The organism is Streptosporangium carneum (assembly GCF_027922005.1).
In the GTDB taxonomy this organism is placed as follows: Bacteria; Actinomycetota; Actinomycetes; order Streptosporangiales; family Streptosporangiaceae; genus Streptosporangium; species Streptosporangium carneum.
The window spans coordinates 95832-122399 of sequence record NZ_BSEV01000024.1; the positions used below are offsets into that span (position 1 = coordinate 95832).

General features: G+C 71.7%; 24 protein-coding genes and 1 pseudogene. 20 read left to right on the forward strand and 5 right to left on the reverse strand.

The genetic code is table 11. The features are described from left to right. Positions 1–206 precede the first annotated feature (206 nt). Positions 207–1664 carry a DHA2 family efflux MFS transporter permease subunit gene (locus tag PKF00_RS34710; protein ID WP_271221944.1) on the forward strand — a complete coding sequence of 486 codons (1458 nt, stop codon included), beginning with the start codon at positions 207–209 and terminating at the stop codon, positions 1662–1664. A gap of 93 nt (positions 1665–1757) precedes the next feature. Here PKF00_RS34710 and cofC read toward each other — a convergent pair whose 3' ends face one another. Next, a complete protein-coding gene (cofC, locus tag PKF00_RS34715) occupies positions 1758–2444 on the reverse strand; it encodes a 2-phospho-L-lactate guanylyltransferase (protein WP_271221945.1) in 687 nt (228 codons plus the stop codon). 68 nt (positions 2445–2512) lie between these two features. Between cofC and PKF00_RS34720 the strand changes: the two genes are divergently transcribed. The 4 genes and pseudogenes from PKF00_RS34720 to PKF00_RS34735 all read left to right on the forward strand — a co-directional run bounded on the left by PKF00_RS34720 (position 2513) and on the right by PKF00_RS34735 (position 6995). After that, positions 2513–3226, forward strand: a complete 714-nt coding sequence (locus tag PKF00_RS34720) for a lysophospholipid acyltransferase family protein (RefSeq protein WP_271221946.1) — start codon at positions 2513–2515, stop codon at positions 3224–3226. Positions 3227–3246: 20 nt separating this feature from the next. Next, entirely contained in the window at positions 3247–4257 is a 1011-nt protein-coding gene (locus tag PKF00_RS34725; protein WP_271221947.1) for an NAD(P)H-dependent glycerol-3-phosphate dehydrogenase, read from the forward strand. A 178-nt stretch (positions 4258–4435) separates the two neighbouring features. Beyond that, a pseudogene (locus tag PKF00_RS34730) lies at positions 4436–5629 on the forward strand (trans-sulfuration enzyme family protein); the annotation flags it as partial. A 256-nt stretch (positions 5630–5885) separates the two neighbouring features. Continuing rightward, a complete protein-coding gene (locus PKF00_RS34735) occupies positions 5886–6995 on the forward strand; it encodes a D-alanine--D-alanine ligase family protein (RefSeq protein WP_271221948.1) in 1110 nt (369 codons plus the stop codon). Between the two features lie 72 nt (positions 6996–7067). On the opposite strand, the gene PKF00_RS34740 is transcribed toward PKF00_RS34735, so the two are convergent. Both PKF00_RS34740 and PKF00_RS34745 read right to left on the reverse strand, forming a co-directional pair. Beyond that, positions 7068–7514, reverse strand: a complete 447-nt coding sequence (locus PKF00_RS34740; RefSeq protein WP_271221949.1) for a DUF3515 domain-containing protein — start codon at positions 7512–7514, stop codon at positions 7068–7070. Between the two features lie 17 nt (positions 7515–7531). Beyond that, positions 7532–7765 (reverse strand): Lrp/AsnC family transcriptional regulator, encoded by a 234-nt coding sequence (locus PKF00_RS34745; RefSeq protein WP_271221950.1) that lies wholly within the window; start codon positions 7763–7765, stop codon positions 7532–7534. Between the two features lie 51 nt (positions 7766–7816). Here PKF00_RS34745 and PKF00_RS34750 point away from each other — a divergent pair, with 51 nt between their 5' ends. The 3 genes from PKF00_RS34750 (at position 7817) to thiD (ending at position 10833) form a co-directional block, all read left to right on the forward strand. Next, positions 7817–8773: a thiamine-phosphate kinase gene (locus PKF00_RS34750; RefSeq protein ID WP_271221951.1), complete on the forward strand. Its 957-nt coding sequence runs from the start codon at positions 7817–7819 to the stop codon at positions 8771–8773. Positions 8774–9140: 367 nt separating this feature from the next. Beyond that, positions 9141–9947: a hypothetical protein gene (locus tag PKF00_RS34755; RefSeq protein WP_271221952.1), complete on the forward strand. Its 807-nt coding sequence runs from the start codon at positions 9141–9143 to the stop codon at positions 9945–9947. Between the two features lie 82 nt (positions 9948–10029). Further along, positions 10030–10833 (forward strand): bifunctional hydroxymethylpyrimidine kinase/phosphomethylpyrimidine kinase, encoded by an 804-nt coding sequence (thiD, locus tag PKF00_RS34760; protein ID WP_271221953.1) that lies wholly within the window; start codon positions 10030–10032, stop codon positions 10831–10833. Between the two features lie 215 nt (positions 10834–11048). On the opposite strand, the gene rpmB is transcribed toward thiD, so the two are convergent. Further along, on the reverse strand, positions 11049–11234 hold the full coding sequence (rpmB, locus tag PKF00_RS34765; RefSeq protein WP_012894387.1) for a 50S ribosomal protein L28: 186 nt from the start codon (positions 11232–11234) through the stop codon (positions 11049–11051). A 195-nt stretch (positions 11235–11429) separates the two neighbouring features. Here rpmB and PKF00_RS34770 point away from each other — a divergent pair, with 195 nt between their 5' ends. The 10 genes from PKF00_RS34770 (at position 11430) to PKF00_RS34815 (ending at position 20319) form a co-directional block, all read left to right on the forward strand. Further along, complete coding sequence (locus tag PKF00_RS34770) at positions 11430–13004, forward strand: DAK2 domain-containing protein (RefSeq protein ID WP_271221954.1); 1575 nt, start codon at positions 11430–11432, stop codon at positions 13002–13004. 208 nt (positions 13005–13212) lie between these two features. Beyond that, positions 13213–15384, forward strand: coding sequence for an ATP-dependent DNA helicase RecG (gene recG, locus PKF00_RS34775; RefSeq protein ID WP_271221955.1), 2172 nt, complete (start codon positions 13213–13215; stop codon positions 15382–15384). Positions 15385–15841: 457 nt separating this feature from the next. Further along, entirely contained in the window at positions 15842–16411 is a 570-nt protein-coding gene (rsmD, locus tag PKF00_RS34780; protein WP_271221956.1) for a 16S rRNA (guanine(966)-N(2))-methyltransferase RsmD, read from the forward strand. A gap of 16 nt (positions 16412–16427) precedes the next feature. Beyond that, entirely contained in the window at positions 16428–16904 is a 477-nt protein-coding gene (gene coaD, locus PKF00_RS34785; protein ID WP_271221957.1) for a pantetheine-phosphate adenylyltransferase, read from the forward strand. Positions 16905–16970: 66 nt separating this feature from the next. Next, positions 16971–17525: a YceD family protein gene (locus tag PKF00_RS34790; RefSeq protein ID WP_271221958.1), complete on the forward strand. Its 555-nt coding sequence runs from the start codon at positions 16971–16973 to the stop codon at positions 17523–17525. Between the two features lies 1 nt (position 17526). After that, positions 17527–17706 (forward strand): 50S ribosomal protein L32, encoded by a 180-nt coding sequence (rpmF, locus tag PKF00_RS34795; RefSeq protein ID WP_179824792.1) that lies wholly within the window; start codon positions 17527–17529, stop codon positions 17704–17706. A 216-nt stretch (positions 17707–17922) separates the two neighbouring features. Next, positions 17923–18651: a ribonuclease III gene (gene rnc / locus PKF00_RS34800; protein WP_271221959.1), complete on the forward strand. Its 729-nt coding sequence runs from the start codon at positions 17923–17925 to the stop codon at positions 18649–18651. A gap of 145 nt (positions 18652–18796) precedes the next feature. After that, positions 18797–19663 carry a bifunctional DNA-formamidopyrimidine glycosylase/DNA-(apurinic or apyrimidinic site) lyase gene (gene mutM / locus PKF00_RS34805; RefSeq protein ID WP_271221960.1) on the forward strand — a complete coding sequence of 289 codons (867 nt, stop codon included), beginning with the start codon at positions 18797–18799 and terminating at the stop codon, positions 19661–19663. After that, complete coding sequence (locus PKF00_RS34810) at positions 19660–19935, forward strand: acylphosphatase (protein WP_271221961.1); 276 nt, start codon at positions 19660–19662, stop codon at positions 19933–19935. The genes mutM and PKF00_RS34810 overlap by 4 nt, the downstream gene beginning before the upstream one ends. Positions 19936–20124: 189 nt before the next feature. Further along, positions 20125–20319: a hypothetical protein gene (locus PKF00_RS34815; protein WP_271221962.1), complete on the forward strand. Its 195-nt coding sequence runs from the start codon at positions 20125–20127 to the stop codon at positions 20317–20319. A gap of 143 nt (positions 20320–20462) precedes the next feature. Here PKF00_RS34815 and PKF00_RS34820 read toward each other — a convergent pair whose 3' ends face one another. Further along, entirely contained in the window at positions 20463–21257 is a 795-nt protein-coding gene (locus PKF00_RS34820; RefSeq protein ID WP_271221963.1) for an alpha/beta hydrolase family protein, read from the reverse strand. Between the two features lie 124 nt (positions 21258–21381). On the opposite strand from PKF00_RS34820, the gene smc reads away from it, so the two are divergent. Then, positions 21382–25065, forward strand: coding sequence for a chromosome segregation protein SMC (gene smc, locus PKF00_RS34825; RefSeq protein ID WP_271221964.1), 3684 nt, complete (start codon positions 21382–21384; stop codon positions 25063–25065). 47 nt (positions 25066–25112) lie between these two features. After that, positions 25113–26294: a signal recognition particle-docking protein FtsY gene (gene ftsY, locus PKF00_RS34830; protein ID WP_271221965.1), complete on the forward strand. Its 1182-nt coding sequence runs from the start codon at positions 25113–25115 to the stop codon at positions 26292–26294. Positions 26295–26568 lie beyond the last annotated feature (274 nt).

Consider the following 26568-nt stretch of genomic DNA (forward strand, 5'->3'; position numbering starts at 1 on the left):
CAGTGTATCGCCTTGGTGAACAGTGCTCATGTGATCGAACGTCGCTCATTTTCACGATATATCTTGTTCTCGGCGTGGATGCGACATATCTTGAGAACATCGCACTGATCGGCGAACGATGTTCGTGTGGAGAACATCGCTCATGTATGGTGAACGCTGTTCATCAACGCCTGACCGTCCTCCGAATCGACACGAGGAGTCCCCCCATGACCACCGACGTCAAAGCCGCAGCTCAACCGGCGACTGAGCCACCCCCGTACCGGTGGCGCTGGATCGCGCTCGCCGTGATCCTGATGGCCGAGGTGATGGACCTCCTCGACGCCATGGTCACCAACATCGCCGGTCCCACCATCAAGGCCGAGCTGGGCGGCACCGAGGCGACCATCCAGTGGCTCGGCGCCGCCTACACCCTTTCGATGGCCGTCGGCCTGATCACCGGTGGACGGCTCGGCGACATCTTCGGCCGCAAGCGGATGTTCCTCATCGGCGCGGCCGGCTTCACCGTCGGCTCACTGCTGTGCGGGGTGGCCCAGTCGCCCGAGCTGCTCGTCGGCGCACGCGTCCTTCAGGGCCTGTTCGGCGCGGTCATGCTTCCGCAAGGGCTCGGCATGATCAAGGAGATGTTCTCCCCGAAGGAGATGGGCGCGGCGTTCGGCCTGTTCGGGCCGATCATGGGCCTGTCCTCCGTGGGAGGGCCGATTCTGGCCGGATGGCTGATCGACGCCGACTTCTTCGGCACCGGCTGGCGCATGATCTTCCTGATCAACCTGCCGCTCGGCCTCGCCGCCGTCGCCGCCGGGCTGCGCTTCCTGCCCGAGTCACGCTCGCCTCACCCGCTCAAGCTCGACGTCCCGGGCGTGATCCTGGCCTCCCTCGGCGGCCTGCTGCTGGTCTTCCCGCTGGTCCAGGGCAGGGAGAACGACTGGCCCGCATGGTCCTTCGTCATGATGGGCGCCGCCGTGGTGGTCTTCGCGGTCTTCGGCTGGTTCGAGTCCCGCAAGAGCAGGGCGGGCGGCGACCCGCTGATCGTCCCCAGCCTCTTCCGCAAGCGGGCCTTCACCGGCGGCCTGCTGACCGGCCTGGTCTTCTTCTCCGCCATGTCGGGCTTCGTGCTGGTGTTCAACCTCTACACCCAGATCGGTCTCGGCTACTCGACGCTCCAGGCAGGCCTGGTGATGGCTCCCTGGTCGCTGGGCATGGTCGCGGGCTTCGGCGTGGCGCAGGCGGTGGCCAGGTTCGGCCGCAAGGTCCTGCAGGGCGGCGTCCTCGTCATGACCCTCGGCACGCTCGGCGTCCTGCTGACCGTCACCCAGGCGGGCGCGGGTGTGACCGCCTGGCAGTTCGTCCCCGCCCTGGGGGTCACCGGCCTCGGCATGGGCCTGCTGATGGCGCCGTTCTTCGACATCATCCTGGCCGGGGTCGAGCAGCACGAGACCGGCTCCGCCTCGGGGACGATGACCGCCATGCAGCAGCTCGGCGGGGCCGTCGGCGTCGCGCTGCTCGGCACGGTCTTCTTCGACCAGGTGGCGGGCGGGCCGAACCCCGACTTCATCGGGGCGGCGGGGGTCGTCCTGGCGGTGGTCGCGGGGATGCTCGTGCTGACCTTCCTGGCGGCCTTCCTGCTGCCGAAGCAGGCCCGCGAGGGGGAGCACGCCGGGCACTGATCCGCCGCGGACCCTGCCCACGGGGGCACGCCGCTCGGATCGGAGACCGGGCCCGAGCGGCGGACACGGCGCGACGCCGGGGAGCGCGGCCGGTCAGGACGGTGAGGGAGTCCCCCCTGAGGGGGACTCCCTTCCTATTTGCTCCACCGTCGCCAGGGTGCGGGGGCCGACGCCGAGCGCGAGCGCGGCCCGCAGGTCGTCGGGGGTGTCCACGTCCCGCCGGATCGAGTCGACCCCGTCGGGGCAGAGCTCCTTCGCGCCGCGCCGCAGATGGCGCTCGCGGGACTCGCCGCCGAACCCCGGGGTGAACGGGACGCCCGGCCGTACCCCGTAGAAGGTCGTGCCGATCTCGGCCGCGTCGGGCAGGAACGCCTGGTCGAACTCGGAGGCGGCGGCGAGCACGACGGCCAGCTCCGCGGGCCGCAGCGCGGGCAGGTCGGCCTGGAGCGCGCCCACGGCCCCCGAGGGCGTCAGCCGCAGGGCCTCCAGGGCGCCGTGGCGCAGCGCCGCGTTCAGTCCCGCCTCGGGGTCGTCGACCACGTGGGCGCCCACCGAGGCGAGCGCCCCGGCCGCCACGGGATCGCCCGTGACCACCACGACCCGCGCCACGGCGGCGCAGCGCAGCGCAGCCTCGACGGTGTCGCAGGCGATCGCGACGGCCAGCGCGGCCCGATGCGGGCCCGCCGCACGTGAGAGCCGGGTCTTGGCGGCGACCAATGTCTTGACAGGGACGACGAGGGTCCAGTCTGAACTCCGCGGAGCAGGCATAGCCTTAAGCATCCCGCCTCGACATCCCGCGCGGCCAACCGGGACACTTGGGGGCGCACCCCGCGCATCTGGAGGAGCTCATGAGACGTCCTGGATGGCCTTCCCGGTTCTGGGTCGCCGTGGCCGTCACGATCGTCAAGCCGATCTCGTGGCTCCTGGTCAGGAAGGACTGGCGCGGAGTGGAGCGCCTGCCCCGGACCGGCGGCGTGATCCTGGCGACCAACCACCTGTCGTGGCTGGACCCCGTCCTGCTGGCGCACTACCTCTACAACAACGGCCGCTGGCCGACGATCCTCGCCAAGTCGGGCCTGTTCTCCGTGCCGGTTCTCGGGCACATGGTGCGGGAGCTGCGGGCCATCCCGGTCTACCGGGGAAGCGCGGACGCGGCCCGCTCGCTCGCCGAGTCCGAGCGCAGGATCGCCGAAGGGGCGTGCGTGCTGTTCTATCCGGAGGGCACCTGCACCCGTGATCCGGAGTTCTGGCCGATGGAGGGCAAGACCGGCGCGGCCAGGCTCGCCCTGGCGACCGGCGCGCCGGTGATCCCCGTGGCGCACTGGGGGGCCCAGGAGATCCTGCCCTACGGCGGCAAGCGGCCCAGCCTCTGGCCGCGTAAGACCTTCCGCGTGCTGACCGGTCCGCCGGTCGACCTGTCGAAGTACGAGGGGCGGCCGCTGCACGCGGACGTCCTGCGCGAGGCGACCGCCGACATCATGGCGGCGATCACGGCTCAGCTCGCCGAGTTGCGCGGTGAGAAGGCGCCGGAGACGCCGTTCAAGCGACCCGCAGACAACTGACTTCGACGTACGGTGATGAAATGACCAAGGCGGCTGTATTCGGCACAGGCTCGTGGGGCACGACCTTCGCGATGATCCTGGCAGGGGCGGGCGGCAAGACCGTCCTGTGGGGCAGGCGCCCCGAGATCGTCGAGGCGATCGACCGCCGCCATGAGAATCCCGACTACCTGCCCGGCGTGGCGCTGCCCGAGAGCCTGCGCGCGACCACCGACCCCGCGGAGGCTCTCGAGGGCGCCGACTTCGTCGTGCTCGCCGTCCCCTCCCAGACGCTGCGCGCCAACCTGACGGAGTGGAAGCCGAACCTGCCGCCGAACGCCGTGCTGGTCAGCCTGATGAAGGGCATCGAGCTCGGCACCACCAAACGCATGAGCGAGGTGATCTGCGAGGTCGCCGAGGTGCCCCAGGAGCAGGTGGCGGTGGTCTCAGGGCCCAACCTGGTCGGCGAGATCGCCAGGGGGCAGCCCGCGGCGACCGTGGTCGCCTGCACGGACGAGCGCGCCATGGAACGCCTCCAGGAGGCCTGTCACCTGCCGCCGTGGTTTCGCCCCTACACCAATCCCGACGTGATCGGGGTGGAGCTCGGCGGGGCGGTCAAGAACGTGATCGCCCTGGCCGTCGGCGTCGCGGCGGGCATGGGACTCGGCGACAACGTCGGCGCGATGCTGATGACGCGCGGCCTCGCGGAGATCTCGCGGCTCGGCGCGGCGCTCGGCGCTGACCCGCACACCTTCGCCGGGCTCGCCGGGATGGGCGATCTCATAGCGACCTGCACATCCCCATTGTCCAGGAACCGCACCTTCGGTGAGAATCTTGGCCGGGGGATGACCCTCGCCGAGGTCGTCGCCGCGACGAAGCAGACAGCCGAGGGGGTCAAGTCCTGCGAGTCGGTTCTCGAACTGGCCAGAAAGCACGATGTGGAGATGCCGATCACGGAGGTGGTTGTGGCCGTCGTCCACGACGGGATGCCCCCCGGCGAGGCCGCGATGCTGCTGATGTCGCGCACCCCCAAGCCGGAACGGTACGGCGTTTGAGGTCCTGCCCGACACCGACGTCGACGCCGAGAACTCCCCGCCCGAGGCGGACAACCTCCGGTCCTGAGCCGAGGACTCCCAGCCATCCGACCCCATCGACGTCTTGAGGGAGGGAAGCGCCGTCGCTCTCCGGCCTCGGGACCGGAGCACCCCCGGCGCGCATCCGGTGAACCGACGCATGCGGAGACCAAAGGGTGAGAACACCCGGTCGGTGCACCTGCCGGCCCCGGAGGCCCCCGGGCAGACCCCGCTGGGCATGCCGGTCTGGCGCAGCTCGGAGTGGGGCTTCGCCGACTCGGCCGAGTACGCCGACGTGTGCGACGAGAGACGCTCGGGCTTCGCCTACGGCAAGGTGGACAACCCGACGACCGCCGCCTTCGCCTCGGCGGTCGCCTCGCTGGAGGGGGCCGCCGCGCCGAAGGACGTCGCGGGCCAGGCGTTCGCGTCCGGGATGGCCGCCGTCAACGCGGTCCTGATGACCTTCCTGCGCGCCGGGGCGCACATCGTCGCCCCGATCCCGATGCACGGCGGAACCTACTCGCTGATCACCAACGTGCTCTCCCGGTTCGGCGTCACCGCAGGCTTCGCGGACTACGGCGACCTCAGCCGGGTGAACGCCGAGGTCAGGTCGAACACGAAGATCATCTATGCGGAGACCCTGTCCAGTCCGACCATGGCCGTCTCCGACATCCGGGGTCTGTACCGGATCGCCCGCAGGGCGGGGGCGCTGCTGGTGGTCGACTCGACCTTCGCCACCCCGATCGTGTGCCGCCCCCTGGAACACGGCGCCGACCTGGTGATCCACTCCGCGACCAAGTACCTCGGCGGCCACGACGACTGCAGCGGCGGCGTCGCGGTCGGCCGCCCCGACCTGATCGCGCAGCTCCGCGAGGTCGGCATCGACACCGGCGGCACGCTCTCCCCCGACGACGCGTTCCTGCTCCGCAGGGGCCTGGCCACCCTGCCGCTGCGGGTGCGCAGGATGTGCGCGACCGCGATGGTGTTCGCGGCCGCGGTGGCCAAGCACCCGGCGGTCCGCCGGGTCGACTATCCGGGCCTGCCGGAGCACCCGGGGCACCAGCTGGCCAGGCACCTGTTCGACTCGGGCCCCGAGGGGACCAGGTACGGCGCCTGCGTGACGGTCACCCCGCACGGCGGCTACGACGCGGGCGTGGCGCTGGCCGACGGGCTCGACCTCGCCTCGATCGCCACGTCGGCCGGGGGCACTCACACCAAGGTCACGCATGTGGCCTCGACCAGTCACCCGCAGCTCGGCGAGGCCTCGGGGATCGACGCCGCGGCCGTCAGGTTCTCCATCGGGCTCGAGGACGCGGAGGATCTCATCGTCGACGTGACCAAGGCCCTCGACTCCCTGCTGTCGTCGGGGTCGCTGTCGGGGTCACTGCCGGGGTCCGCCCAGGGGCAGGCGCGGATGCCCGGCCAGGGAACGGCGCAGGAACGACCCCGGGGGCCTGCCTCAAGACCTGGGCAGGGACCCGCGCAGGGACACGGCCAGGGACCCGGGCAGGGACCCGCGCCGGGAGTAGGGCGGGGCCACGAATCGAACAGAGGGAACAGGCGAGTCTGACAACCGGAATGACCCCCCAGAGGGGGTAGATTCGGTCATCATGAGCGAGCAGTACGAAACCCGGCCGCGGGTAGCAATCGTCTTCGGTGGCCGCAACTCCGAGCACGCCGTCTCCATCCTCGGAGCGGGAAGCGTGCTGGAGGCCATCGACCGGTCCAAGTACGAGGTCGTCCCCGTGGGGATCGCACAGGATGGGCGGTGGGTGCTCGCCTCAGGCGACCAGCGCTACGCGATCGAGGACGGCGCGTTTCCCGCGGTCGACGACCAGGGAACGGCGCTGGCGCTGCCGTCCGGCAGTGGTTCGCTGGTGACCTACGACGCGGGCAGCATCCCGGTCGAGCTCGGTCAGGTGGACGTCGTCTTCCCCGTGATGCACGGCCCCTTCGCCGAGGACGGCACGATCCAGGGGCTGCTGGAGATGGCCGGGGTCCGCTACGTCGGCTCCGGGGTGCTGGCCAGCGCGGTCGGCATGGACAAGGGCTACATGAAGACGGTGCTCGCCGCGGCGGGCCTGCCGGTCGGGCCGTACGTCGTCGTCCGCGACCGTGACTGGCGGGTCGACCGCGACCGCGTGCTCAAGGAGGTGCAGGAGCTCGGCTGGCCCGTCTTCGTCAAGCCCGCCCGCGCCGGGTCGAGCCAGGGCATCTCCAAGGTCAACGACCTGGACGAGCTCGAAAGGGCCGTCGAGCTCGCCCGCGAGCACGACCCCAAGGTGCTGGTCGAGGCCGCCATCGTGGGACGCGAGATCGAGTGCGCGGTGCTGGAGTCGCCGGGCGACGAGGCCCCGCGCGCCAGCCTGCCCGGCGAGGTGCTCGTCCGCGGCGACCACGCGTTCTTCGACTTCGAGGCCAAGTACATCGAGGGCGACATGTCCCTGGCCGTGCCCGCGGACATCCCGGCCGAGGTGGCTGAGGAGCTGCGGGGGATGGCCGTGCGCGCCTTCGAGGCGCTGGGCTGCGAGGGCCTGTCCCGGGTCGACTTCTTCTACACCGAGGACGGCGGGCTGATCCTCAACGAGATCAACACGATGCCCGGCTTCACCTCGGTCTCGGTCGCGCCGCAGCTGTGGGCCGCGACCGGCGTCTCCTACGCGGAGCTGGTCGACAGGCTGATCCAGCTGGCCCTGGCCCGGCCGTCCGGCCTGCGGTAGCGCCGTCCCCGCGCCGGACGGACCGCCTGGCCGCCCGGTCCGCGGCGCACGGCCCCGGACAGGCAGGAGAGGTCAGCCGGTCTGCGGCAGCGCCGCCTTGATGGGCGGCGCGAGATCGACGAGCACGTCCTGGGGGGTGTGCTCACGCGAGATCGTCACCTCGACGTAGGCCTCCCTGCCGACCGCCGTGAACAGCGCCGGCCTGACGGGGTCGTTGAACCACGCGACCCCGTCGATCTCCGGCACCTGTTCGGTGGCCGTCATCGTCGCCGGCCGCGGCACCCCGCAGCGCAGGGCGATCCTGGCCTCCCCCCACACCGCCACGTACGGCGAGGCGGGCGACGACTCCACCCGTTCGAGGCCGTCGAGCGCGCGGGGAAGCCGCTCGCCGAGCGCCTTGCACGCGGCGGCGGCCACCCCCTCCGGCGCGGGTGGATCCACGCGGACGGCGCCGCCGCATCCCGCCAGGGTCAGTGGGAGGCAGGCGCACGCCGCCCAGCGCGCGAACCGGAGTGACATGTCGTGTTCCCGATGGATCAGATATGAACGATGGGACACGTAAGGGTACGTGTGATGCCCTCCACCGCCTGAATCTGGGCCACCACGAGCTTGCCTAGATCATCCACATTGCGGGCTTCGGCGCGGACGATCACATCGTAGGGGCCGGTGACGTCCTCGGCCTGCGTGACACCGGTGATCGAGGAGATCTGTCCGGCCACGTTCGCCGCCTTGCCGACCTCGGTCTGGATCAGGATGTAGGCCTGCACCATAACGTCCTCCCGGGCGATTGGATCAGTGCCGAAGGGCCACCGTACCCTGTGATGAACGGGAGGTGCGTCATCACAGTCGGAGATCTCGGCGAATTCGGAGTTGTTGCACGTATAGCCGAACGCTTGCCACAGGGTGGGACCGTGCTCCTCGGTCCCGGGGACGACGCCGCGATGGTGAGGTCTCCTGACGGACGGGTCGTCGTGACGACAGACTTATTGATCGAGGGTAGGCACTTTCGTCGCGATTGGTCCAGTGGCTATGACATCGGCCGCAAAGCCGCGGCACAGAATCTTTCGGACATCGTTGCGATGGGAGCCAACCCCACCGGCATCGTGGTCGGCCTCGGCATGCCCGCGGACGCGACCACGGGCTGGCTCGACGATCTCGCCGACGGCTTCCGCGACGAGTGCGACCTGGTCGGAGCCAGTGTGGTCGGCGGCGACACGACCCGCTGCGACCTGGTCGTGATCGGTGTCACGGCGCTGGGAGACCTGGGCGGGCGGGCGCCCGTCACCCGTTCGGGCGCGCGGCCCGGTGACGTGGTCGCGGTCGCGGGGCGGCTCGGCCACGCCGCCGCCGGTCTCGCGCTGCTCACAGAGGGCGGGAGCGGTCCCGCGGAGCTGGTCGACGCCCACCGTCGCCCCGAGCCCCCGTACGCCTGCGGCCCTCAGGCCGCCGCGCTCGGCGCCACCTCGATGCTCGACGTCAGCGACGGCCTGCTCCAGGACCTCGGGCACGTCGCCACGGCGAGCCGGGTCGGCGTCGTGCTCCTCCCCGAGTCCTTCACGGTCCCCGTCCCGATGGAGAAGGCCGCCCGGCTGCTCGGCGTCGACCCGCTGGAGTGGATCCTCTCCGGCGGGGACGATCACGCCCTCGCCGCGACCTTCCCCGAGACCGTACGGCTCCCGCCTGAGTGGACGGTGGTCGGTCACGTCGTCTCCGGCGAAGGTGTGCAGGTCAGAGGGCGTTCCATGACGCGCGGAGGCTGGGACCACTTCCGGCAGTGACGTTTCCCACTGCTGTGACATCAGTTAAATTTGCGACAAACGGTTACTAAAATGGTATGAAGTTATGCGGCCGAGATTCCCTAGAGGAAGGGGCGACATGGGCCGCCATGGTGGACATGGGGAAAACGCCCCCCGTAACCGGGGGAAACGTGAGCCGGAGCCCGCTCCGGACCCCGCTTCACACGCCGAGAGACCCTTCTCGCCCGCGGAGACCCGCGAGGAGCCGATCGGGCGCCGGCTCCGTCCCGAGGAGTCCGCGGTCACCGAACCCCGCAAGGGGTTCCTGGGATCGGGCTGGTCAGCCACCTCCGAGCTGTCCGAACCTGTCTGGCCGGACAGGGAGAGCGGACGGGGAGGACGCGCCAAGATGGCGCTGCTCGCCGTCGCGGCGGTGGTCGTGGTGCTCGGCGGAAGCGTGGTGGGCATCCAGCTGGTGAGCAGCGGCCCTGCCGGCTCGACCACCGGGTGTCAGACCAGCGGATGCGTCGCGGGCGCCTCGAACCAGCCCGCCCCCGAGGACACCCTCGCCGATCCGGACGAGGAGCCCTCCTCCTCGGAGGAGCCCTCGCCCGCCGAGGAACCCGCGGCCGAGGAGAAACCGGACCCGGACGCCTCCGGGACCCCCGCGCCGGTGACGACCCCCCGCCGCGTCAGCCGTACCCAGGGCGCGAAGCCGCGTCCGACCCCGACGGCGACCAACACCCCGCGCCGCACCCAGCAGCCGCAGCCGCAGCCGGAGGAGCCGCAGCCCACGCCGAGCTCGGTCGACCAGTCGCCGATCTCCGACACCCCGACCCACAGGCCGTCCGAGAGCTCGGGCGTCACCGAACCGTCGCCCGCCCCGACCTCCTCCGCGACCTCGACCGCCCCCGCCGCCGGCGCGGCCGTCACCGTCGGATACGGCCTGGTCAGCGAGAAGGGCAAGGCGTACACCGCCCAGCTCGTGGTCACCGCGGACGACAGGCTCGACCGCCTGACGCTGAAGGTGCCGGTCAGCGGCGAGGTCACCTCGGTGCGCGGCGCGAACTGGAGCCAGACCGGCGAAACCCTGGTGATCGAGTCCACCGAGAGGCTGGACGAGGGTGAGAACCTGGTCGTCACCTTCACCGCGGACGGGCAGGCGCACGAGCCGCGGACCTGCCAGAGCTCCCAGGGAGACTGCGTCGTCGTCTGACCGGGCGAACCTTCCCGGGCACGGCGACAGCCGGGCGCGAAGCCCCCGGGACGGGGGCGCGGTTGGGCGGGGAACTGGTTGGATGGTGCGTATGACCGATTCCATCCCTCCTCGCGTGCTGACCGTCGCCGGTTCCGACTCGGGCGGCGGCGCCGGCATCCAGGCCGACCTGAAGACGATGCTGGCCCTCGGCGCGCACGGCATGAGCGTCATCGCCGCGGTGACCGCACAGAACTCGATGGGTGTCCAGGGATACTGGGAGCTGCCCGCGGAGGCGGTGCGGGCCCAGCTCGACTCGGTGCTGGGCGACATCGGCGTCCAGGCGGTCAAGACGGGGATGCTCGCCTCGCCCGTGCTGGTCGAGACGGTGGCCGAGGTGCTCGCGCGGGTCGAGGCGCCGGTCGTGGTCGACCCCGTGGGGGTCTCCAAGCACGGCGACGCGCTGCTCGCGCCCGAGGCGGTGGACGTCGTCAAGTCGCGGCTGCTGCCCACGGCGACCGTGGTGACGCCGAACCTCTGGGAGGTCCTGCAGCTCACCGGCGTCAAGGTCGAGGACGACCAGGACATGCGTCGGGCCGCGGACGCGATCCTGGAGCTGGGCCCCACCTGGGCGCTGATCAAGGGCGGGCACCTGCCGGGAGCCCCGGTCGACCTGCTGACCGACGGCACAGAGGAGTTCCGCTTCAGCGCCGAACGCCTCGACAACCGCCACACCCACGGCACCGGCTGCACCCTGGCCTCCGCCGTCGCCTCACACCTGGCGTTCGGCGAGGACGTCCCGACGGCCGTGGAGAAGTCCAAGGCGTACGTGACCGGAGCCATCGCCCACGGCTTCGCGCTCGGCTCGGGCATCGGCCCCGTCGACCACGGGTGGCGCTGGCGTTAGGTTCGTGTGCCGCGACGCGGGCGAGGCGGCCGGGCATCAGGCGCGCCGCCGACGCCCGCCTCCCAGCGGAGGCGGCCGGCTCCGAGCGGAGGAGCCTTTCTCCGGGCGGAGGAGCCTTTCTCCGGGCGGAGGAGCCTTTCTCCGAGCGAAGGCGGCTGGAAACGGCGACGGCCCGTCGCCTCCGAGCGGAGGCGACGGGCCGTGCGCGCGTCTGGCTAGCGAGTGACCTTGCCGGCCTTGATGCAGGAGGTGCAAACGTTCAGCCGCTTCGGCGTGCCGTTCACCACTGCGCGCACGGGCTGGATGTTCGGGTTCCAGCGGCGGCGGGTGCGGCGGTGCGAGTGGGAGACGTTGTTGCCGAAGGTCGGCTTCTTAGCGCAAACATCGCAGACGGAAGCCACGGTTCGCTCCTTAGATAAGTCGAGAGGCTCGATCCGCCGCACTGGCGGCGGTCATCGGGCGCGCCGGGACGACCGGCTGGCCACACGAGGATATCCGATGTCCGGCCATGGATGCCAACACGGGCCGCCATGACTGGCCGAACGGGGATAATCTCCGGAGGCAACCGTAGCGCATTCCCAGGGGTGGAGGGCGGCATGCTGCAGGTTCTCGACCCGTCCGCCGTGCGGCGGTGGTCGCGGCTGGCCGCGGAGACTCTGGGAAGGGCTCGCGAGGAGATCGACGCGCTCAACGTCTTCCCGGTTCCCGACGGCGACACGGGGACCAACCTGCACCTGACCATGCTCTCCGCCGCCGAGGCGCTCGACGGGCTGCCCGGCGACGCCGACGCCGCGACCACCTGGCAGACCCTCGCCCAGGGCGCGCTGCTCGGCGCCAGGGGCAACTCGGGCGTCATCGTCAGCCAGGCGCTGCGCGGTCTCGCCGAGGTGCTCAGAGCGGCCGACGGGCGGGGCGCCGACCTCGGCAGAGGGCTTGTCAGGGCCGCCGAGCTGGCCCGTGAAGCGGTGGCCAGACCGGTCGAGGGCACGGTGCTCAGCGTGCTCGCCGCCGTCGCGGGAGCGGTGCGCGATCTGCGGGGGGACCTCGCGGCCGTGGCCAGGAGCGCCGCCGACGAGGCGCGCTCCGCGCTCCGCCGCACCCCGGACCAGCTCGACGTGCTCGCCCGCAGCGGCGTCGTCGACGCGGGCGGCGCGGGGCTGACGATCATCCTGGAGAGCCTCGCCGCGGTGGTCACCGACTCCCGCGCCGAGCGGGTCGACATCCCGGCGCCGACCCGCCGGGCCGCCGTCGAGCCGGTCGGGCCGCAGGAGGGGCCGGGCTACGAGGTCATGTACCTCCTGGACGCCGACGCGGAGGCGGTCGGCGAGCTGCGTCGGGAGCTGGACGCGCTCGGCGACTGCCTGGTGGTCGTCGGCGGCGAGGGCCTGTGGAACGTCCACGTCCACGTCGACGACGCGGGTGCGGCGATCGAGGCGGCCGTGCGCGTGGGGCGGCCGCACCGGATCAGGGTGACCTACCTGCCCGGGGCGGGCCGGACCCACCCCGTCGCCCGGGGGAGAGGCGTCGTGGCCGTGGCCGCGGGACCCGCGCTCGGCGCCGTGTTCGAGCGCTCCGGCGCCGTGGTGGTCCGCAGGGAGCCCGGCGCGAGCCCGCCGCTGGCCGCGGTGCTCGCCGCGATCCGCGAGGCGGGCTCGGAGGTCGTGGTGCTGCCGAACGACGGCGGGACACGCGAGGTCGCCACGGCCGCCGCGGAGGTCGCCAGGGAGGAGGGGCTGACCGTCAGCGTGCTGCCCACCAGGGCCTCGGTGCAGGGCCTGGCGGCGCTCGCCGTCCACGATCCGCTGCGCCGCTTCGACGACGACGTGGTGGCCATGACGGAGGCCGCCGCGCACACCCGGCACGGGCACGTCTGGGTGGCCGACCGCGAGGTCGTGTCGAGCGCGGGCCCGGCCCGTCCGGGAGACGTCCTGGGCGTGATCGACGGCGACGTCGCCGTGATCGGCGCGGACCTGGTGGAGACCGCCCTGGAGACGGTCCGCCGCATGGTGTCCCCGAGCAGCGAGCTGGTGACCGTGCTCGAGGGGGTCAACGCGCCCGAGGGGCTGACGCGAGCCGTACGGGACCATCTGGCCGAGACCCGCCCCGACATCGAGGTCGTCGCCTACAAGGGCGGCCAGGGCGGCTACCCGCTGCTCGTCGGCGTCGAGTGAGACCGGCGTCGGGTGGGAGCGGCGTCGGACGGGACGCGCGCCGGGTGGGAGCGGCGTCGGACGGGACCGGCGTCGGGTGGGAGCGGCGTCGGACGGGACGCGTGCCGGAGGGGAACCGCGTGCCGGAGGGGAGCGGGGCGCGGCGCGGACGGACGCGCTCAGGGGGCGTCGGGCCCGTTCTGTCGCACGGACGCGGTAGAAACTTGGGGTGACGAGCTTCGACGAGCCGCTGACCAAGGCGCTTGACCCCAAGACCGCCAAGCTGCTGGAGAGCGTCCTCGATCTGCGCACCGTGGGTGACCTGCTGCGGCACTACCCCCGGCGTTACGCGGAGCGGGGCGAGCTGACCGACCTCGAGGACCTCCGGGTCGACGAGCACGTCACCGTGGTCGGCGAGGTCACCAGGGCCATGCGCAGGCCGATGCGCAACAAGGGCGGCACCTGGCTCGAGGTCGAGGTCGTCGACGGCCGCCGCAGCAAGATCTACCTGTCCTTCTTCGGCAAGGCCTCCCACATCGCGGAGACGCGGCTGCGGCCCGGCACGCGCGGAATGTTCGCGGGGAAGGTCGGCGCGTTCGGCCAGGGCGACAAGCGCAGGTGGCAGCTGTCGCATCCCGAGTTCGAGATGTTCGACGAGAGCGACGCCGCCGCGGAGAAGTTCGCCGCCGCGCTGGTGCCGATCTACCCGGCGGGCAAGGACGTGACCCCGTGGGCCATCCGCAGGGCGCTGGGCGTCCTCCTCGACACCCTCGAGCCCCTCGACGACCCGCTCCCCGCCGACCTGCGGGCCAAGCACAACCTGCCCGGCCTGGCGGAGGCGCTCCTGGCCGTCCACAGGCCGCGTGACCACGCAGACGTCTCCAGGGCGCGCAAGCGGCTGAAGTTCGACGAGGCGTTCCTGCTGCAGGCGGTGCTGCTGCAGCGCCGGATGGCGGCCTCCTCCTGGCCCGCGACCCCCAGGCCCGCGCGGGGCGACGGGTTGCTCGCCGACTTCGACGCACGCCTGCCGTTCCAGCTCACCGAGGGCCAGCGGGACGTGGGGGAGGAGATCGCCGCCGACCTCGCCCTGGCCCACCCCATGCACCGGCTGCTCCAGGGCGAGGTCGGCGCGGGCAAGACGGTCGTCGCGCTGCGCGCCATGCTCCAGGTGGTCGACGCGGGAGGGCAGGCCGTGCTCCTGGCGCCCACGGAGGTGCTCGCCCAGCAGCACCACAGGTCGATCTCGGCCATGCTCGGCGACCTGGCCGCGGGCGGGATGTTCGGCGGTACGGCGGTCGCCCTCCTCACCGGCTCGCTCGGCGCGGCGGCCCGCCGTTCCGCCATGCTCGACGCCGCCTCCGGCGCGGCCGGGATCGTGGTCGGCACCCACGCCGTGCTCCAGGAGCGCGTGCAGTTCGCCGACCTCGGCCTGGTCGTGGTCGACGAGCAGCACAGGTTCGGCGTCGAGCAGCGCGACGCGCTCAGGGAGAAGGCCGGGGGAGGGCGGCCGCACGTGCTGGTCATGACCGCCACCCCGATCCCGCGCACGGTCGCCATGACCGTCTTCGGCGACCTCACGGTCTCCACGCTGTCCCAGCTGCCCTCAGGACGCGCGCCGATCACCACGCACGTGGTGCCCGCCGCGGAGAAGCCCCACTTCCTCGACCGGGCCTGGACCAGGCTGCGGGAGGAGGTCGAGCTGGGGCGGCAGGCTTACATCGTCTGCCCGCGCATCGGCGACCTGGAGGGCGACGAGGGCGACCTGTCCAAGGACGACGACGAGCGCCGTCCGCCGCTCGCGGTGCTTGAGACGGCCGAGACGCTGTCGCAGGGGCCGCTGCTGGGGCTCCGTACGGCGGTGCTCCACGGCAAGCTCCCCCCGGAGGAGAAGGACGCCGTGATGCGGGCCTTCAGCCGGGGCGAGACCGACGTCCTGGTGGCGACCACGGTCATCGAGGTCGGCGTCGACGTCCCCAACTCCTCGGTCATGGTCATCATGGACGCCGACAGGTTCGGCGTCTCGCAGCTCCACCAGCTGCGGGGCCGGGTCGGCCGTGGCGGGCTGCCGGGGCTGTGCCTGCTGGTGACGGAGTCCCTGGGCGGCACTCCGGCCCGCGACCGGCTCGACGCGGTCGCCTCGACCCTTGACGGCTTCGAGCTGTCCCGCGTCGACCTGGAGCAGCGCAGGGAGGGCGACGTGCTGGGCGTCGCCCAGTCGGGCCGCAGGTCGTCCCTGAAGCTGCTGCAGCTCCTGCGGGACGAGGACGTCATCCACACCGCCCGGCTGGACGCCGAGACCATGCTGGCGGCCGACCCCGACCTCGCGGGGCACGCGATGCTCAAGTCGGAGATCGACAGGCTGCTGGCCGACGAGCGCGCGGAGTACCTCGAGAAGACCTGAGGCGGGCGCGGAGGGGGGCGAACGCCCAACTGCGGGGACGGCCTCCCCCCGAATGCCGTCCCCGCCTGGGCCCACTCTCGGGTCAGGTGCCGAGAGTACCGGCGTGCGGAAGGGCTCACGATCACGCCGGTCGGCCTCCTTCTGGGTCACGTGAAGGCCGCAGGACTCATCATGCAAGGCCCGGCGGCCGGGTGGAACGACCCTTGCGCTTTCGTCGCCACTCCTTGCCCACTCTTGACCTAGATCACCTTCCCGGACCCTTTTGACCTGGGGTTATGTGATGCGTCGCGACACGCCGGGCTGCGGGGAGAGGGGGCGCGGCGGGCGGCGGGCGGCATGGTGACGGGGCAGCGGCGGGGCAGCGGCGGGACCGCGGCGGGACCGCGGCGGGACTGCGGTGGGACAAAAGGGGCGGGAGGCCGCGAGCGAAGCCGCGGCGCGCTGGGACAATGGGCCGGTGAGTCGAGTCATCGCGGGAAGCGCAGGAGGACGACGGCTGGCCGTGCCGCCGGGCAGGGGCACCCGCCCCACGAGCGACCGGGCCAGAGAGGGGATCTTCTCCACCGTGGGATCGCTGCTGGGCTCGCTGGACGGGGCGAGGGTGCTGGACCTGTACGCCGGATCGGGCGCGGTCGGCCTCGAGGCGCTGTCGCGGGGGGCGGTCCACGCGCTGCTCGTCGAGTCGGACGCCAAGGCGGTCAGGACGATCAGGGCGAACATCGCCGCTCTCGGCCTCCCCGGAGCCGAGCTCGCGGCGGACCGGGTGGAGCGGGTGCTCGAACGGGGCGCGGCGGAGCCGTACGACCTGGTGTTCGCCGACCCGCCGTACGCGGTGGGCGCGGAGGCGGTCGACGCCGTGCTCGGGCAGTTGCGGGACAGGGGCTGGCTGGCGCAGGACGCGCTGGTCGCGGTGGAACGGGAGAGCCGGGGGAAGGACCTGGTGTGGCCCAGCGGATACGAAGAGGAGAGGGTCCGTCGTTACGGCGAAGCGTCCGTTTGGTACGGTCGCGCCGCCGGAAATCCATAGAGCAGGGGGTTTCGCCTTGCGTCGCGTTGTCTGTCCGGGATCGTTTGATCCCGTTACCAACGGCCACCTGGACATCATCGGCCGGGCCTCCCGCCAGTACGACGAGGTCGTCGTGGCCGTGCTGATCAACATCGAGAAGAAGAGCCTGTTCACGGTCGAGGAGCGGATCGAGATGCTCCAGACCGTGACCAAGGAGTACGGCAACGTACGCGTGGACAAGTTCCACGGCCTGCTGGTGGACTACTGCAGACAGCAGGAGATCCCGGCCATCGTCAAGGGACTGCGGGCGATCAGCGACTTCGACTACGAGCTCCAGATGGCCCAGCTCAACTACCGGATGTCCGGGGTGGAGACGCTGTTCATGGCGACGGGCCCCGAGGTGTCGTTCCTGTCCTCGAGCCGCATCAAGGAGATCGTCAGGTACGGCGGGAGCGTGGCCGGCCTGGTCCCCGATCTCGTCCAGGAACTCCTGGTCGAACGGCTCAGGGGCTAGGTCCTGGTATTCTCTTGTTTCTGCCTTGCACGACGGCGTTGATTCGCCATGCCTAATGAGAGTGGAATGACTCCGCACAACCTCGACCCCCGCGCCCCATGGGTGATCTCCACCCATGATCTGGGGCGGAGACCAGGGACGATGCGTCGGATGCATCTCACTCTCCCGGCACCGGCGGACATCGGCGTCGACATGATCGGTGTCCCCAGGGACGCCGATGTCGAGCTGGACATCCGGCTTGAAGCGGTCATGGAGGGTGTGCTCGTCACGGGCACGGCGCAGGCCCCGCTGCGGGGGGAGTGCGCACGCTGCCTGGAGGACGTCGTCTCGGACACCGAGGTGAGCTTCCAGGAGTTGTTCCTCTACTCGGCAGAGGATGCTGCCGAGGACGACTCGCTTCTCGACGGTGAACTGCTCGACCTCGAACCCGCGTTCCGTGACGCGGTGGTGCTCACACTGCCGCTGAGCCCGGTCTGCAGTGAAGACTGCGCCGGGCTCTGCTCGGAGTGCGGGATCAGGCTGGCCGACGCCGAGCCTGGTCACCGGCACGAGGTCGTCGACGCCCGTTGGGCCAAGTTGCAGGGTCTGGTTCCGGAACATAACAACGATCAGGAGAGCTGACGTGGCTGTCCCCAAGCGCAAGATGTCGCGGAGCAACACTCGCTCCCGCAGGTCGCAGTGGAAGGCCGCCGCGGTTTCGCTCGTGAGCTGCCCCCAGTGCCGCTCGCCGAAGCGTCCGCACGTGGCGTGCCCCTCCTGCGGCACTTACAACCGCCGTCAGGTGATCGAGCCCTCCGCCTGATCGCATTCTGACCGACGGGCGCCGGCCGGATCCTTCCGGCACCGGCCGGCTGACCGTTCGCGCTTCAATGCGATGGCGGACCGCCCGCGGCTGTGGTGGACGCCGGGGTCCGCATGACGCGTACCCTCCCGGCGTCCACCACGTCTTCGGGCACTTCTCGCCCACTTCTTCGCCATCGCGCATTCGACGAGAGACGTGCGAGGAGAAGACGTGGGTATGAGCAGCGTTAAGCCGGTGGCCGTCGAGTTCGTCAGGGACGAGATCGAGCGGCTCCTTTCCGTCCGCCTGGACGTGGCGATCCTGGAGCGGGCGCTGACCCATCGCTCCTACGCCTACGAGAACGGCGGCCTGCCGACCAACGAGCGCCTGGAGTTCCTCGGCGACTCCGTGCTCGGCCTGGTGGTCACCGACACCCTCTACCGCAACCACCCCGACCTGCCCGAGGGGCAGCTGGCCAAGCTCAGGGCCGCGGTGGTCAACATGCGCGCGCTCGCGGGCGTCGCCCGCACCCTCGGCCTGGGACGCTTCCTGCGGCTCGGCAGGGGCGAGGAGGGCACGGGAGGGCGCGACAAGTCGTCGATCCTCGCCGACACCCTCGAGGCGCTGATCGGCTCCGTGTACGTCGACAGGGGCCTGGACGAGGCCTTCCGCGTCGTCCACCTGCTCTTCGACCCCCTCATCACCCGCTCGGCCTCGCTGGGCGCCGGGCTCGACTGGAAGACCTCGCTCCAGGAGCTCACCGCCTCCGAGTCGCTCGGCGTGCCCGAGTACCACGTCGAGGAGAGCGGTCCCGACCACGCCAAGTCCTTCACCGCGGTCGTCAGGGTCGGCGGCGAGGAATACGGCTCAGGCTCGGGACGCTCGAAGAAGGAGGCCGAGCAGCAGGCCGCCGAGGCGGCCTGGACCCGGATCCGCCAGGACCGTGACAAGCGCGAGGCCAGCTGACCCGCCGGCGGGCGGCGACCGGCCGAGAGCCGGTGTGAGAGGCCTGCGCGGCAGGCGGAGGAGGCCGGCTGACCCGTCGGCCGGTACAAGCGCGACAGACCGGCGTGCCCGTCTCCGGGAGGCCGGTCCGCCCGAGGAGGGGTGCATGCCCGAGTTGCCCGAGGTCGAGGTCGTCCGGCGAGGCCTGGAACGCTGGGTGTCAGGCCGGGTCGTCGCCCACGCCGAGGTGCTCCACCCGCGGGCCATCCGGCGCCACCTCCCCGGGGCCGAGGAGTTCGCCTCCCGCCTCAAGGGCCGCACGGTCGGTTCCGCCGAGCGCCGGGGCAAGTACCTCTGGCTGCCGCTCGACGGCTCCGACGCGATCCTCGCCCACCTCGGCATGAGCGGCCAGCTGCTGGTCGTCGAGCCGGACTCGGCGCCGGAGAGGCACCTGCGGATCCGGATCGCCTTCGCCGACGGCGGCCCCGACCTGCGCTTCGTCGACCAGCGGACCTTCGGGCACGTGCTGGTGACCCCGATGGCCCACTCGGTGGGCAGGCCGGTTCCCGAGCCGATCACGCACATCGCGGCCGACCCGTTCGAGGAGCACTTCGACGAGGACCTGTTCGCCCGCCGCCTGCGCGCCAGGCAGACCGAGGTCAAGCGGGCCCTGCTGGACCAGTCGCTGATCAGCGGGGTCGGCAACATCTACGCCGACGAGGCTCTCTGGCGGGCGCGGCTGCACGGCACCAGGGCGACCGGCGCGCTGACCGGGCCGAAGATCTCCGAGCTGCTGGGCGCGGCCAGAGAGGTGATGACCGCCGCGCTGGCGGAGGGCGGCACGTCCTTCGACAGCCTCTACGTCAACGTCAACGGCGAGAGCGGCTACTTCGACCGCTCGCTGGCCGTCTACGGCAGGCGGGACGAACCGTGCCGCAGGTGCGGCGCCCCGATCGTCAGGGAGTCGTTCATGAACCGTTCCTCCTACAGCTGCCCCCGCTGCCAGCCCCGGCCGAGGAAGGTGAGGGCGTGACGGACGTCAGGCTGACCGCCTGGGTCAGGGGGCGCGTTCAGGGCGTGGGTTTCCGCTGGTGGACGCGGGCGAGAGCGCTCGAGCTCGGCCTGGCGGGCTGGGCGAGGAACACCGAGGACGGGCGCGTCGAGGTCGTGGCCGAGGGCGGCGAGGAGTCGTGCGCCGCACTGCTCGGCCTGCTCAGAGCCGGTGGGACGCCGGGCAGGGTCGACGCGGTCGTGGAGCGCTGGAGCGAGGCGAAGGGAAACCTTGCCGGTTTCGTTGAGCGCTAACCGCTTCCTTGAACCACCCAAAATAGTGTATATTTTACTGTCGAGAGTGCCCACTGGTGCATCCACACGGAGCGTTCAACTTGACCGCCCCTTCCACCGGTGCGACTCTTGATAAGAACCACGCGCACCCCTCCCGCGGCAAGAAGTGCGCGAACCAGTCTGGTCACTCAGCGTGGAGGACCCTTTACCATGGCGAAGGCTCTACTAGGCCACGTCGGCGGTCCTGACCCTCGGATGGTCTCGGAAATGCGCCGTCTCCAGCAGCGTGTCCGTGATCTCGAGGCGGAGCTCACCCGGCTCCAGGCCGAGAACGACGAACTCGCGGCCAGCAGCCGCGACGAGGCGTTCACCCGCCTGCAGGATCGTGAGCCGGTTCTCACTTAGAGACCGGGACGAAACACCCTATTTTCAGGGACGCCTCCTTGGGGCGTCCCTTGCCACGCCGGCCCTCACCGCATGCAGGATCATGTGCGGTGTGGCCGGCCATGTGGCGTGAGAGGCCACATCACCTCAGTGTGACGGGCGGCTCACAGGTGACGTGCGAAGAAGGCCAGCTGTTCGGGAAGCACCCGGCGGCGGTAGGCGGTGTCCTGGCATCCCGAGGAGATCCCGCCCTCCGTCGTGGCGCCGAGCGCCTTCAGCCCCTTCAGCATCGTCTCCGTCTGCGGAGCGCGATCGTCGCGTTCGCCGCAGCCCAGCCACACCGGGATGTCCACCAGCTCCCGCAGCGGCGCCCGCGCCGCGGTGACGTCCGGTGAGGTCGCGGCGACCGCACGGACCACTCCCGAGCCGAGCTGCGCGGCCAGCCTGAGGGCTTCGGCGCCTCCCGCGGCCCAGCCGAGCAGCCCGATCCGCCGGACGTCCAGCCCGCCGGCCTCCAGATGGGGCAGAAGGGCGCCGACGATGTCCGCCGACGGCCAGCCGTCGACGGAGGCGATCGCGAAACCCCCCGGGCTCGCGGCGAGATAGCGGTCGACCGCGTAGAGGTCGTACGGCGCGCGCGCGTCCCCCGGAGGCTCGGGAAGCATCACCACCACCGGCACCGTGTCCCGCGCGGCCCGCGGCATCGCGACGATCACGCGACGGCCCTCCAGCGTGCCCTGCCTGCGTCCTGCCGTCCCGCCCGGCGGCGGCTCGGGCGTCGAACCGCAGACGACGCGGGTGTAGGCGCTCCTGACACCGCCCGGTCCCGCGACCAGCGCGGCCCCGCCGAGCCCCAGCACGCCCAGCCCGCCTCCCACGAGGAAGGCCCGCCGCCTGAAACGCCCCTCCCCGTCACGCGGCGCAGCCGGAGCCTCGCCCCCGCCCCGTTCCGCATCCATGCAGGGCACCATAGGCGCTGAACAGGCGGACGCGGGTGAAGAACGGTAGTCTTCCCAGGCGAGAGCGGCCCGGTGGCAGGGAGAGGGCGCAGGACGCACACAAGCGCGGCGGACGGGGGGCGACATGTATCTCAAGACCCTGACACTGCGCGGGTTCAAGTCCTTCGCCTCCGCGACCACCCTCAGGTTCGAGCCGGGCATCACCGCGGTCGTCGGCCCGAACGGCTCCGGCAAGTCCAACGTGGTCGACGCGCTGGCCTGGGTCATGGGAGAGCACAGCGCCAAGTCGCTGCGCGGCGGCAAGATGGAGGACGTCATCTTCGCCGGCACCTCCTCGCGGCCCCCGCTGGGCCGCGCCGAGGTCACGCTCACCATCGACAACTCCGACGGCGCGCTGCCGATCGACTACACCGAGGTCACGATCAGCCGCCTGATGTTCAGGGCGGGCCAGAGCGAGTACGCCATCAACGGCGACACCTGCCGCCTGCTCGACATCCAGGAGCTGCTGTCCGACTCGGGCATCGGCCGAGAGATGCACGTCATCGTCGGGCAGGGCCAGCTCGACCAGGTGCTGCACGCCGGCCCCGAGGACCGCAGGGCCTTCATCGAGGAGGCCGCGGGCGTCCTGAAGCACCGCAAGCGCAAGGAGAAGGCGCTGCGGAAACTGGACGCCATGCAGGCCAACCTGACCCGCGTCCAGGACCTGACCACCGAGCTGCGCAGGCAGCTCAAGCCGCTGGGCCGCCAGGCCGAGATCGCCCGCAAGGCCGCCGTCATCCAGGCCGACCTCCGCGACGCCAGACTCAGGCTGCTGGCCGACGACGTGCTCACCCTGCGCACCACCCTGGAACGGGAGACCGCGGACGAGGCCGCCGTGCTGGCCCGCCGCAGGGTGGTCGAGGCCGATCTGGAGCAGGGGCAGGTCACCGAGGCCGAGCTTGAGGCGGCGGAGGCCGAGGCGCAGCCCCGCCTGGCCGCGGCCCAGGAGACCTACTTCCGCCTCTCCTCCCTCCGCGAGCGCCTCAGGGGCCTGGCGGGGCTGGCGGCCGAACGGCACCGCAACGCGACCGACACCGCCGTCGAGCGCAGGGGACGCGACCCCGAGGACTACGAGCGGGAGGCCGAGGAGGTCCAGGAGCAGGAGCGGGTCCTCGCCGAACTGCTCGCCCAGGAGCAGGAGACGCTGGCCGGGGCCGTGGCCGGGCGCGTGGAGACGGAGGCGGCGCTCGCGGCCGAGGAGCGGCGTCTCGCCGCGGAGGCCAGGGCGGCCGCGGACAGGCGCGAGGGACTGGCCAGACTCAAAGGGCAGGTCGGCGCGGCGCGCAGCAGGGCGGGAGCGGCCGAGGAGGAGATCGGGCGTCTGACGCTCTCCCTTGAGGAGGCCGAGCAGCGAGCCGAGCAGGCCCGCGCCGCGCACGACGACCAACGGCAGGCGGACCCGGAGACCGACCCGGCCCTCACCGAGGAGCTGGAGATCGCCCTGGAGGCCGTCGAGCAGGCCAGGCAGGCCGTCGACGCGGCCAGAGGCGTGGTCGAGGAGGCCAAGGCCGCCGTCGGCGGCCCGAACGCCGCCCTCGGCGCGGCCAGGGCCGCCGTCGGCGTCGCCCGCAAGGCCGACCAGGAGGCCCAGCGTCAGGTCGCCGCTCTCGAAGCACGGCTCGAGGCGCTCGAGCTGAGCCTGGCAGGCGGCGCGGACGGCGCCGCGACGCTGCTGGCCGCCGACCTGGCCGGAGTGCTCGGCCCCGTGGCCGCCATGCTCACCGTCAGCCCGGGCGCGGAGGTGGCCGTGGCGGCCGTGCTCGGCGCCTACGCCGAGGCCGTCGCCGTCGAGTCCCTGCAGGCCGCCGCGGACGCCGTGGACTTCCTCAGGAGCGGCGAAGCCGGCCAGGCCGCCCTGCTCATCGCCGCCGAAGGGGAGGCGACCGAGACCGGTCCCGTGCCGGTCGGAGGGAGCAGCTGGGCGATCGACCTGGTCACCGTGCCCGCCGCGCTGCGGCCCGCCGTCACGCACCTGCTGGCGGACGTGCTGGTCGTCGACGACCTGGAGACGGCGAGAAAGGCCGCGGAGCAGTGGCCGCAGCTGCGGGCCGTCACCCGTTCCGGTGACCTGCTCGGCTCCTACGCCGCCAGAGGCGGCTCCACGGGCGGCTCCTCCGCCCTCCAGGTACGGGCCGCGCTCGACGAGGCCGTCGCCGACCTGGCCTCCGCCAGGACCGCCGCCGAGCAGGCGGGCGCCGCCATGGAGGAGGCGGCGGAGGCGGAGGCGCAGGCGCAGCTCGCCGTCGAGGCGGCCCAGGCCGGGGTCGCCGAGGCGCAGACAGGCGTGCAGACCGCGCAGGCCGGGGTCAACGCGGGTCAGGCCGCGCTCGACCAGGTCAGGGCCAGACAGCGGGACGCCGACCAGCGGGCGGCCGCCGCCGCCAGGCAGCTGGCCCAGCTGGGGGCCGCCGCCGAGGCCGCCCGCGCCGAGTGCGAGCGCCTCGCCAGGGCCGTGCGGGCGGCGCAGGAGGCCAGGGAACGCGACGCGGCCGGGCTCGCCGAACTCGAGGAGCGGCTGGTCGCTGCGACGGCCGAAGAAGAGCTGGAGGCCGAGCCGACCACCGAGATGCGTGACGAGCTCGCGGAGATCTGCGCGGCGGCCAGGCAGTCCGAGATGGAGGCGCGCCTGGCCGTACGGACGGCGGAGGAACGGGTCAAGGGCATCGCGGGCAAGGCGGAGGAACTGCTGCGCGAGGCGGAGCGGGAGCGCGACGAGCGGGCCAGGGCCGCCGAACGGCGCGAGCGGCGGCGCAGGCAGGCGCTGGTGGCCCAGGCGGTGGTGCGCGGCACCGAGCTGACACTGGACAGACTGGAGGCCTCGCTCGCCCTGTCGGCCGCCGAACGCGACGAGGCCGAGCAGGCGCGCGGCCAGGTCGACCTGTCCCTCAAGGCCGTCAGGCTCCGGGTCAGGGAGCTGTCGGGGGAGCTGGACAAGCTGGTCAACAGGGCCCACGGCAGCGAGGTCGCCAGGACCGAGCGGCGGATGCGCCTGGAACAGCTGGAGACCAGGGCCGTCGAGGAGTACGGCGTCGAGCCCGACACGCTCATCGCCGAGTACGGCCCGGCCGAACCCGTCCCCACCGTCGACGGCGACCCCGTTCCCTACGTCCGGGAGGAGCAGGAGAAGCGGGCGAGGGCGGCCGACCGGCAGATGACCCAGCTCGGCAAGGTCAACCCGCTGGCCCTTGAGGAGTTCGCGGCGCTCGAGGAGCGGCACGCGTTCCTCACCTCGCAGCTCGAGGACCTCAAGAAGACCAGACGCGACCTGCTGCTGGTCGTCAAGGAGGTGGACGAGCGGGTCGAGCAGGTGTTCGGCGCCGCGTTCGCGGACGTGGCCCGCGAGTTCGAGACGATCTTCACGCGGGTCTTCCCGGGCGGCGAGGGCAGGCTGCTGCTCACCGACCCCGAGGACATGCTGACCACGGGCGTCGAGGTCGAGGCCAGGCCGCCGGGCAAGAAGGTCAAACGCCTGTCGCTGCTGTCCGGAGGCGAGCGGTCGCTGACCGCCGTGGCCTTCCTCGTCTCCATCTTCAAGGCGCGGCCCTCGCCGTTCTACGTGATGGACGAGGTCGAGGCGGCGCTCGACGACACCAACACCCAGCGCCTGCTGACCCTGTTCGAAGAACTGCGACAGACGTCACAGATCATCATCATCACCCACCAGAAGCGCACGATGGAGATCGCCGACGCCCTGTACGGCGTGTCGATGCGAGGAGACGGCGTGACCCAGGTCATCAGCCAGCGTCTGAGGGAACACGACTCCGGCTGACACCGGGGGGTCGGAGCATTCCGGGGCGTCTGGAAAACTGTGGTCTTGTGGAAGCCTATCTCGGCATAATCGCGATCATCGTCGTCGTCGCCCTGCTGGCGGCGGGCGGCATGTTCCTGCTGCTCAGGCCGCGAGGCAAGTCGGCCCCCCCGGTCGAGCCGCCTGAGGTGCGGCCCGTCCCGGGGCAGGAGCAGGCACCTCCCGCGGCGGTCACCCAGGATGACGACGCGGCGACCACCACCGTTCCGCCTCCGCCGGTCAAGCCGGCGGAACCCATGGTCGTCCCCCCCGTCGTCGAGATCCCGCCGCCCTCGGCGGGGCGGATGGTACGGCTGCGCGCCCGCCTCGCCCGCTCGCAGAGCACCCTCGGCAAGGGGCTGCTCGACCTGCTCTCACGGGACCGTCTGGACGACGACACCTGGGACGAGATCGAGGAGACCCTGATCACCGCCGACGTCGGCGTCGCTCCGACGCAGGCGATGGTCGAGGAGCTGCGGACCAAGGTGAAGGTGCTGGGCAGCCGGACGCCCACCGAGGTCCGGGAGCTGCTCAAGGAGCAGCTGCTCACCCAGATCGGCGTGGACACCGACCGCACCCTGCACGTCAAGCCGCACGGGGAACGCCCCGCCGTGGTGCTCGTGGTCGGCGTCAACGGCACCGGCAAGACCACCACGACCGGCAAACTGGCCCGTTCCCTCATCGGCGACGGCAACAAGGTCGTGCTCGGCGCCGCCGACACCTTCCGCGCCGCCGCCGCCGACCAGCTCCAGACCTGGGGTGACAGGGTCGGCGCCGAGGTCGTGCGCGGCCCCGAGGCGGGCGACCCCGCCTCGGTCGCCTTCGACGCCGTCGCCAAGGGCGTCGAGGACAAGGTCGACGTGGTCATCGTCGACACGGCCGGCAGACTGCACACCAAGACGGGCCTGATGGACGAGCTCGGCAAGGTCAAGCGCGTCATCGAGAAGAAGGCGACGGTCGACGAGGTCCTGCTCGTCCTCGACGCGACGACCGGCCAGAACGGCATGCGCCAGGCCCGGGTGTTCGCCGAGGTGGTCGACGTCACCGGCATCGCCCTGACCAAGCTCGACGGCACGGCCAAGGGCGGCATCATCATCTCCGTGCAACGGGAGCTGGGCGTCCCGGTCAAGCTCGTCGGCCTCGGCGAGGGCCCCGACGACCTGGCGCCGTTCGACCCTGAGGTGTTCGTGGACGCGCTTCTCGGCGACTAGGAGTCCCTGGATTCAGGACCTTGAATCGACTTCACGCTGATTGCGTGGGCCGGTTGGTTCTCCTGGTTCGCTGGGCTTGTTTGGTTCGCTGGGCTTGTTTGGTTTTCTGGGCTGGGCTTGGTTCGCGTGGAGGGGGGCGGGTGGTCCGGCCGGCCGTCTCAGCTGAGCTCTGGCGGGTTCAGGCCTCCGGCCTGGCGGGCGCGGGTGGTTGCGGTCCTTTTATACGCCGGCCGGACCACCCGCCCCCCTCCACGCATGACTGCCGGTCTCGTAC